At 72.9% G+C, this 9,111-nt stretch carries 1 protein-coding gene; it reads right to left on the reverse strand.

Going from position 1 to position 9,111, the window contains the following annotated elements; all coding sequences use genetic code 11:
• Positions 1-4 precede the first annotated feature (4 nt).
• Positions 5-9,100 (reverse strand): SDR family NAD(P)-dependent oxidoreductase, encoded by a 9,096-nt coding sequence (locus tag ACIQF6_RS21435; RefSeq protein WP_400897261.1) that lies wholly within the window; start codon positions 9,098-9,100, stop codon positions 5-7.
• Positions 9,101-9,111 lie beyond the last annotated feature (11 nt).

Genomic DNA, 9,111 nt, shown 5'->3' on the forward strand with positions numbered 1-9,111 from the left:
GGGCTCAATCGCCGAGTTCCCGGTCCAGCAACCCGAACAGCTCATCATCGGAGACTGAATCCATTCCAAAGGCCGGATCGCCGACGACGGGGACGGGTTCGTCCCTGCCGTCCGACAAGCGCGCGATGGCGGCCTCCAGCGCTCGGCGCATCTCGGCTCGCCGACCGTCGTCGCCCGGCAAGTCGGCCGCCGCCGCGACCCAGCCGCCGAACACCGCCCGGTCGAAGGCCGGCCGAGCGGCAGCCAGCCGCTCCATGACCAGGCCGGTGAGCGCCCGAACCGTGGGACGGTCGAACAGCACAGTGGTCGGGAGGCGTTCGGCGAGTTCGGCACCGAGCCGGTTGCGCAGCTCGATCGCGGTCAGGGAATCCAATCCGAGGTCGAACAGCCCTCGGTCCTCCGGCAGGCTGCTTCCGGGGGCCAGCCCCAGCACCTCGGCCACCGCCCCCCGAACCAACGCGGCTGCGGCCTCCTCGGTGGCGACCGGGTCGAGTCCGGCCAGGCGCTCGGCCAGCGTCCGGGTGGTCGACGCGGCCGGGATCGGCCCGGCCTCTGCAGCGCTCGGCCGATTCGGCACCAAGTCCGCGAGCAGCTGCGGCAGTTCGCCGTCGCGTCGGGCCAGGGCCGACCGGTCCAGCCGGGCCGGCACCAGCAGCGCGTGGTCCGGGCCGAGTGACAACGCCTGGTCGAACAGCTCCAGTCCGGCAGCCTCGGTGAGCGGTCGGATGCCGAGGCGTTCGATCCTGGCCGCGGCCGACCCTGCGAGTCCACCGCCCATCCCGACTCCCTCGGCAGCGGACTCCCACAGCCCCCAGGCCAGCGACGTACCCGGCAGCCCGGCGGCACGGCGGTGGGCTGCCAGCGCGTCGAGGTAGGCATTGGCGGCCGCGTACGCCCCCTGTCCCGCGTTGCCGAGGACACCGGCGATGGACGAGAAGAGCACGAAGACCGCGAGCTCCTGACCGCCGAGCAGCTCGTGGAGGTGGCGGGCCGCATCGACCTTCGGCTTCAGCACCCGATCGACTTGATCATCCGTCATGTTCGCCAGTACGGCGTCGTCCAGCACACCGGCAGCGTGGACCACACCGCTGAGCGCAATCCCGGTCACGGTCTCCGCCGCGATCAGATCCCGGACGGCAGCGCCGTCGGCCAGGTCGCAGGCGGCGGTCCGGACCTCGGTGTGATCGGCCAGCTCCGCGGCGAGCGCCCGCAACGCCGGATCCGCGTCGCCGCGCCGACTCACCAGCAACAAACGCCGCACCCGGTACTCATGGGCCAGGTGCCGTGCCACGGCGGAGCCGAGCGCACCGCCGGCACCGGTGACCAGTACCGTCCCGACGGCCAGCCGCTCCCGCAGACCGGGGTCGACGCCGGCCGTACCGGATGCGACCGGCGCGAGGCGCGGGCGGTAGGCCTGGCCCTGGCGCAGGGCCAGCTGTCCCGGCCGCGTCCCGGCCAGGCCGCGGAGTCGGGCCTCGGATTCGGCCGAGCCGTCGGTGTCGATCACGCTCACCCGGCCCGGGAACTCCTGCTGGGCGGTGCGGACCAGGCCCCACAGTGCCGCCTGGTCGACGCCGGGCAGCCCGTCCGCGGGGCAGGCAGCCACCGCGCCGGTGGTCACCAGCACCAGGTGGTCCTGCTCCGGCGCCGCCAACAGCAGACGGCGGGCCTCTCGCAGGTCGGCCCGGACGTCGCCGTGGTCCAGGGCGACCACGGCGACGCCCTCGCAGGCCGCCGCTTCCTCCGGCCGGACCGCCTCCCAAGCCACGGTGTAAAGCCTCCCTGAACCGGCACTGTCCAGCCCCGTCCGGTCCAGCGGGCGCAGCCGAACCTCCTCGACGGTGAGGACCGCGGCACCGGTGACATCGGTGACCGCCAGGGCGAACACCGCCTCGCCGGTCCGCGTCATCCGCACCCGGAGCGCTCCGGTCGGCGCCCGATGCACGGTGATGCCGTGCCAGCTCGCCGGTACCTCGATCCCGTCGCGTTCCGCCTCCGGCCGTCCTAGCGCGGCAGCGGGCCAGGCGTGCAGGGCGGCGTCCAGCAGTCCGACGGCGAGCCGGTCCGCGGTGTCCACTTCCGCATACAGCGTGTCGGTCCCGGTACGCCAGAGCGCCCGCAGCCCCCGGAACGCCGGTCCGTAGTCGTAGCCGCGTTCCGCCAGCGCCCGGTAGACGCCGTCCAGGGGAACCGGGAGGGCGTCGGCCGGGCGCTCCGGTGACAACTCGGCCTGCGGGAGCGGGGCTCCCGGCTCGGCCAGCTGGGCTTCGGCGTGCAGGACCCACGGCTCCCCCGCCGGGGCGGCATGCACCCGGACGGTCGAACCGGTCACCGTGACCCGTAGCCGCAGTTCCTGGCGATCGGCGATCACCACTGGCGCGAGCAGGGAGATCTCGATGATTCCCGGTCGACCGTGCCGATCCGCGAGCCAACCCAGGAGGTCCACCAGCGCGGCGGCGGGCAGGACGGGGGTGCCGTGCAGAGCATGGTCCGCCAGCCAGGGCAGCCTCCGGTGCGACAGCACGCCGGTGTAGCCGGCATGGACGCCGTCCGGGTCGACCACCGCCGCGGCGAGCAGCGGATGACCGGGCGCCTCGGCCCCGAGGCCGTCGGCGTAGGTCTGCTGCTCCGGCAGCGGTGGCAGCAGCCAGAGGCGCTCGTGCACGAAGGCGTACGTCGGCAGCGGCACGGTACGCGCGTCGTCGCCGAGCACGGACCGCCAGTCCCAGTCGACTCCGGCGATCTGCGCCTGGGCGAAGAACCGCCAGAGCGCCTCGATGTCGTCGCGGCGCCGGTCCAGTGTCGCCAGGGCAACGGTCTGCGGGCCGAGTTCGCTCTGCTCGACCAGCGCGGTGAGCGCCGCGTCCGGACCGATCTCCAGGAGCCGGGCCGCACCCAGCTCGCGCAACCGCTGGACGGCATCCGAGAAGCGGACCGTCCCACGAAGTTGCCCGCTCCAGTGGTCGGCGGAGCTCAACGCGGCTGCCGAGGCCTCCCGGCCGGTCAGCGTGGACACCACGGTCCTGGTCAACGATCCTTCACCGAGCTTCAGTTCGTCGACCTCACTGCGAAATCCGGGCAGCACCGGCTCCATCAGCGCAGAGTGGAAGGCATGGCTGACCTTGAGCGGCCGGGTGCGCCGACCATCGGCGGTCAGGGCGGCCGTCAGTGCGGCAACCGGTTCGGCGGCACCGGAGACCACGACCGAACCAGGGGTGTTGATGGCCGCGATGTCCACCGTCACAGCGAGGCGGGTCGCGGTCGATGCCACCGTTTCCGGGTCGGCCTGGACAGCCACCATGGCGCCGCCGTCCGGCAGCCGGCCCATCAGCCGACCGCGGATGCCCACCAGTGCGACCGCGTCCGGCAGACTCAGCGCTTGGGCCAGGTGAGCCGCCGCCAACTCCCCGATCGAGTGTCCGGCGACCGGACCTCCCGGCAGCCCCCAGGACTCCAGCAGGCGGAACAGTGCCACCTCCACGGCGAACAGCGCTGCCTGGGCATGCCTGGTCCGGTCGAGTTCGCCGCCCGTGCCCTGCAACAGGGCGGGCAGGTCCAATCCTTCCCGGTCGGCGAACAGTTCCGCGATCTCGTCGAACGCCCTCGCGTACACCGGGAACGCCGCATGCAGTGCGCTGCCCATACCGATCCGCTGGCTGCCCTGCCCGGTGAACAGCACTGCCGTCTCGCCGCGTACCGCGCTCCCGGTCACCACGATCGGGAAGCCACCCGGCTCCGGTCGGCCGCCCTCGGCCAGCACGCGCAGCCCGGCCAGCAGTTCGCCCCGGTCGCGGCCGACCACCATCGCCCGGTGCTCGAACGCCGTGCGGGTCGTGGCGAGCGAGTACGCCAGGTCGACATCGGTCTCCGAGGCCCCGGGACCGCTCACGAACTCGCGCAACTTGGCAGCCTGTTCACGCAGCGCCTCGGGTGTACGAGCGCTGAGCAGCCAGGGGACGGGATGGCCGGCCGGGGCGGCCGCGGGCCGCACTTCCGGCTCGGTGACGCCCTCCAGGATGACGTGGGCGTTGGTGCCGCTGATCCCGAACGAGGAGACGGCGGCCCGCCGCGGTCCCGGACGGCTGGGCCACGGAGTCGGGCCGGTCGGCACCGCCACGGTCCCGGCCGACCAGTCCACCTGCTGCGAGGGCCGGTCCAGGTGCAGGGTGCCGGGCACCACGCCGTGCCGCATCGCCTGCACCATCGCCATGATCCCGGCTACTCCGGCGGCGGCCTGGGTGTGGCCGATGTTGGACTTCACCGAACCCATCAGCAGCGGATCGTCCGCGCCGCGCGCAGCGCCGTAGACGCTCAGCACCGCCCCCGCCTCGATCGGGTCGCCGAGTCGGGTGCCGGTTCCATGGGCCTGCAGCACGTCCACCTGGGCGGCAGTCAATTCGGCGTTGTCGAGGGCGCGTTGGATCACTCGCTGCTGAGCGGGGCCGTTCGGCGCGGTGAGCCCGTTGCTCGCGCCGTCCTGGTTGACGGCCGAGCCCCGGACCACCGCCAGCACCTGGTGCCCGCGGCGACGGGCGTCGGAGAGCCGCTCCACCAGCAGCAGGCCCACGCCCTCGCCCCAGGCGGTGCCGTCGGCCGTATCGGCGAAGGGCTTGCAGCGGCCGTCGGCCGCCAGTCCCTGCTGCCGACTGAACTCCACGAAGGTGGCGGGGCTGGCCATTACCGTCGCCCCGCCGACCAGGGCGAGCGAGCATTCGCCCGATCGAAGCGCCTGGGCCGCCTGGTGCAGCGCGACCAGCGAGGAGGAGCACGCGGTGTCCACCGTTACCGCCGGGCCCTGTAGCCCGAGGGTGTAGGCGATCCGGCCGGAGGCGACGCTTCCCGCACTGCCGCTGACCAGGTATCCCTCCAACTCCCGTGCACTGCCCGGGTGCTGGTGCAACCTGGCGCCATAGTCGGCGTACATCACGCCGACGAAGACGCCCGCGTCGCTGCCGCGGAGGGTGGTCGGGTCGATGCCCGAACTCTCGACCGCCTCCCAGGCGGTCTCCAGCAGCAGACGCTGCTGCGGGTCGACGGCGAGCGCCTCGCGCGGACTGATACCGAAGAAGGCCGGGTCGAACTCGGCGGCATCGTGCAGGAATCCGCCGAACCGGGTGGCAGAGGTGCCGGGGTGGGTCGGGTCGGGGTGGAACAGGTCGGGATCCCAGCCTCGATCGGTCGGGAACTCGGTGATCGCGTCGACGCCGTCGGCGAGCAGCTGCCAGAACTCGTCGGGGGTGCGGACTCCGCCAGGGAAGCGACAGGCCATGCCGACGATGGCGATCGGGTCGTCGGCCACGTCCCTGTCCCGAGTCCCCAATGCTGCTCGGAACGGCGATGTGGGCTCGGGTCGTTCGAGTTGCGCGGGCGGGAGTTCCAGTTGAGCGGCCACGAATTCGGCGAGAGCGACAGGGTTGGGATGGTCGAAGACCACCGCGCTCGGCAGTCGCAGGCCGAGCGCGGAATTGAGCCGATTGCGCAGCTCGACGGCGGTGAGCGAATCGATGCCGAGATCGGTGAAGGCCAGTTCCGCGTCGAGTACCGTGCCGGCCGGGTGGCCGAGCACCTCGGCCACGGCCTCCAGCACGATCCGCACCGGGTCTGCGCCCGGCCGGGGCGTCCGGACCGGCCGAGCGGAAACCTCTCGCGCGGTGTGGACCGCGGCACGGTGCTCCGGCTCGACGTGGACCAGGTGGGCGGCAATCAGGGCCACGCTGTCCAGCCGGAGCGCCCGGTCGAGCAGGGCCAGCCCGTCGGCCTCGGCCATCGGCCGAATGCCGGCCCGGTCGAGCCGGGCCAGATCACGCTCGCCGAGTGCGGCGGCCAGGCCGGTACGCAGGGCCCACAGTCCCCAGTGCAGCACGAGCGCCGGCCGCCCCATCGTCCGGCGACGCCGCGCGATCCCTTCGAGCGAGGCGTTCGCGGCGCAGTAGGCGGCCTGCCCGGCGGTTCCGAACACACCGGCCACCGAGCCGTAGAGCACGAAGGCATCAAGCTCGAGCCCGGCAGTCAGCTCGTCCAGGTGCACGGCGGCCCGGGTCTTGGCGTCCAGGGTCTGCCGCAGCGAATCGGCGGTGAGGCGCTCGACGACGGTGTCCTGCGCGATCCCCGCGGCATGGACCACTGCGGAGAGTGGGGCGGTCAGCCCTGCGATCAGGGCCGCCACGGCAGCCCGGTCGGCGAGGTCGCAGGCCCGCACCTCGGCGTGGGCGCCCAGCGCGGCCAGTTCGGCCACTGCCGCGGCCGCATCCGGGTGCCGCGGCCCGCGCCGACTCACCAGCACGATATTGCGCACCCCATGACGGGACACCAACCGACGGGCCGTCAACCTGCCGAGGGCTCCGGTACCACCGGTGATCAGCACGGTGCCGCCGTCGGCACTGCGAGGCCATCGGATGCCGGGCTCACCTTCGGGTCGTGATTCCGCGGGCTCACCCGGGACATCCGCGGGCAGTCGCACCGCATGCGGCACCCGAAGCTCGGCACCGGTCAGCACCGCCTGGGGGTGGGCCAGTGCCACCGTTGCGAGCAGCTCGTCCGCGATCGCACGGTCTGCATGGACCAGGCCGAACCGTCCTGGATTCTCCTTCTGCGCGGCGCGCACCAGTCCCCACAGGGCGGCGGAAGCGGGCTCGGCATGCGGGTCGGCGGTCCGACCCGCATCGGTCACGAAGGCCAGCAGGCCCGCCGCATCGGACGCCGCCAACCTGGCCTGGACCGCAGCGCGGGCCAGCTCGGCCGCGTGGTACGGGTCAGTGGTACCGACGCGGAGCAGTTCCACCTGCTCGGCCACCGTGCCGTCCGCCTCAGGGGTCGGAACCGCCCGCCACTCCAGCCGGTGCAGCGCGGCCCCCGACGGCAGTGCCCGCAACCGCAACCGCTCCACGGTCAGGACGGCGCGGCCGGCCGGATCGCTCAACTCGACCCGGTAGGCCTGGTCCCCCACCTGGTACAGCCGGGCCCGCAGCCGAGTGGCGTGCGGCCGATGCAGCCGCACCCCTTCCAGCGCGTACGGCACCAGGCGGGGGCCGCCCCGCTGGAGACCGTGCAGCACCATCGCATGCAGAGCGGCGTCGAGCAGCGCCGGATGGACACCGTAGCGGTCCGCGTCGCCTGCGATCGGCACCTCGATCTCGGCCTCCAGCTCGCTGCCGGCCTGCCGGGCGCTTTGCAGGCCTTGGAAAGCCGACCCGTAGCCGTAGCCGGCGGCAGCCAGCCGCCGATACGCCCCCGCCGGCCCGTCACCGTCGAACAGCTCCTCCCAGTGCTGCGGTTCGGTGAGCGGCGTATCGCTGTCTCCGTCGCCGGACGCGGCTTCGAGCTGCCCGGTCGCATGGGTCTGCCAGTCTCCCGCGGCCGTACGGGCCCGGACCACCAGCCCGCCGTCGTCGGTCACCAGCAGCTGGACGGTCGTCCCGGTGCCCCCGTGGATCTCCAGCGGCGCGCTGATCAGCAGCTCGCGCACGTGCGCCCGACCTGCCGCAGCGCCGGCGGCCAACGCCAGCTCGGTCAGCACGGCGGCGGGCAGCAGCACCCGGCCGTCGATCCGGTGATCGGCCAACCAGGGCTGCCCTTCCGTTGTCAGCGTTCCGGTGAACAGCCGGACGCCGTCCGGCAGTTCCAGCGCTGCCGGTAGCAGCGGATGGGGGGACTCTGCGACCCCCAGGGCAGCCGCCGAGTGGATCCGGGGCGGCTGCGGTGCGTCCTGCAGCCAGTAACGCCGGGTCTCGAAGGGATACACCGGCAGGTCCACCGCCTGACCGTCGGCGACGCCCTGCCCGAAGTCCACCGGTACCCCGGCAACATGCAGTTCGGCCAGCGCCGATCGAACGGTCTCGACCTCCGGACGTCCGGGGCGAAGCAGTGCGACCGCGACCGGCGCAGCGATCCCCGTGTCCTCCGACGGATCGGTGTCGACCAGCGCGGCGAGCGATCCGTCCGGCCCGGCCTCGACAAACCTCGTCACCCCCAGGCGATTCGCCGCCCGCAGGGCGTCCAGGAAGCGGACGGGTCGACGGATCTGCTCCACCCAGTACTCCGGGGTGGCAAGCTCGCCGGGCTCTGCCATCGCACCCGTGACCGAGGAGATCACCGGCACCACGGGCTCGGCGAAAGTGAGTTCGGCAATGGCCTCACGGAAGTCGGCCAGCACCGGTTCCATTCGCGTGGAGTGGAAGGCGTGGCTGACTCGCAGCCGGGTGGCCTTGCGTCCCTGCGCTTTCCAGTTCGCCACCAACCGGTCGAGTGCGTCGGCCGCGCCGGCCAGCACGATCGACGTGGGCCCATTGACAGCGGCCAACTCGACGGCGCCGTCCGCGGCGGCGACCAGCCCGGCGCCCTCGGCCTCGTCGGCCGCGAAGGCAGCCATGCCACCGCCCGCGGGGGCGGACTGCATCAACCTGCCGCGCGCGGCCACCAGGGCGCAGGCATCGGGCAGATCCAGGACGCCGGCCACGTGCGCAGCGGCGACCTCACCGATCGAGTGGCCTATCAGAAAGCCCGGACGGACTCCGTGGAACTCGGCCAGCCGGTAGAGGGCGGTCTCGACGGCGAACAGAGCCGGCTGGGCGTACCGAGTCTCCCGCAGTGCCGCCGCATCGCGCCCGACCAAGTCTCGCAGGCCGATTCCGATCAGTGGGTCGAGCACGCCGGCCACTTCGTCGAACGCGCGGGCGAACTCGGCCGACTCGCGCAGAAGTTCGACCCCCATGCCGAGGCGCTGACTACCCTGCCCGGAGAAGAGCACGGCCAGCCCCTGCCCACCCCGCGCCCGGCCGACCCGCACCGCAGGATGACGAGCAGCGTCCCGAACAGCGGTCAAGGCCTCGCGGGCCTGCGCCAGGTCGGCCACGTGGGCCACGGCCCGCTGGTCGAAGCGGGCGCGGCGGGCCAGCGTGTACCCGAGGTCGAGGAGCTCGACCGGGTGGTCGTCGAGGTGGGTGAGCAACGCATCGGCCTGCGCCCGCAGTGCGGTGGGAGTCTTGGCGGAGAGCAGCAGCGGAACCACATCCGCCGACCGGCTCGCCGTCACTTCCGGTTCCTCCGGCGCCTGTTCGAGAATCACATGAGCATTGGTGCCACTGATCCCGAACGAGGACACCCCCGCCCGAC

The sequence above is a fragment of the Kitasatospora sp. NPDC092948 genome, from assembly GCF_044754805.1.
Lineage (GTDB): Bacteria > Actinomycetota > Actinomycetes > Streptomycetales > Streptomycetaceae > Kitasatospora.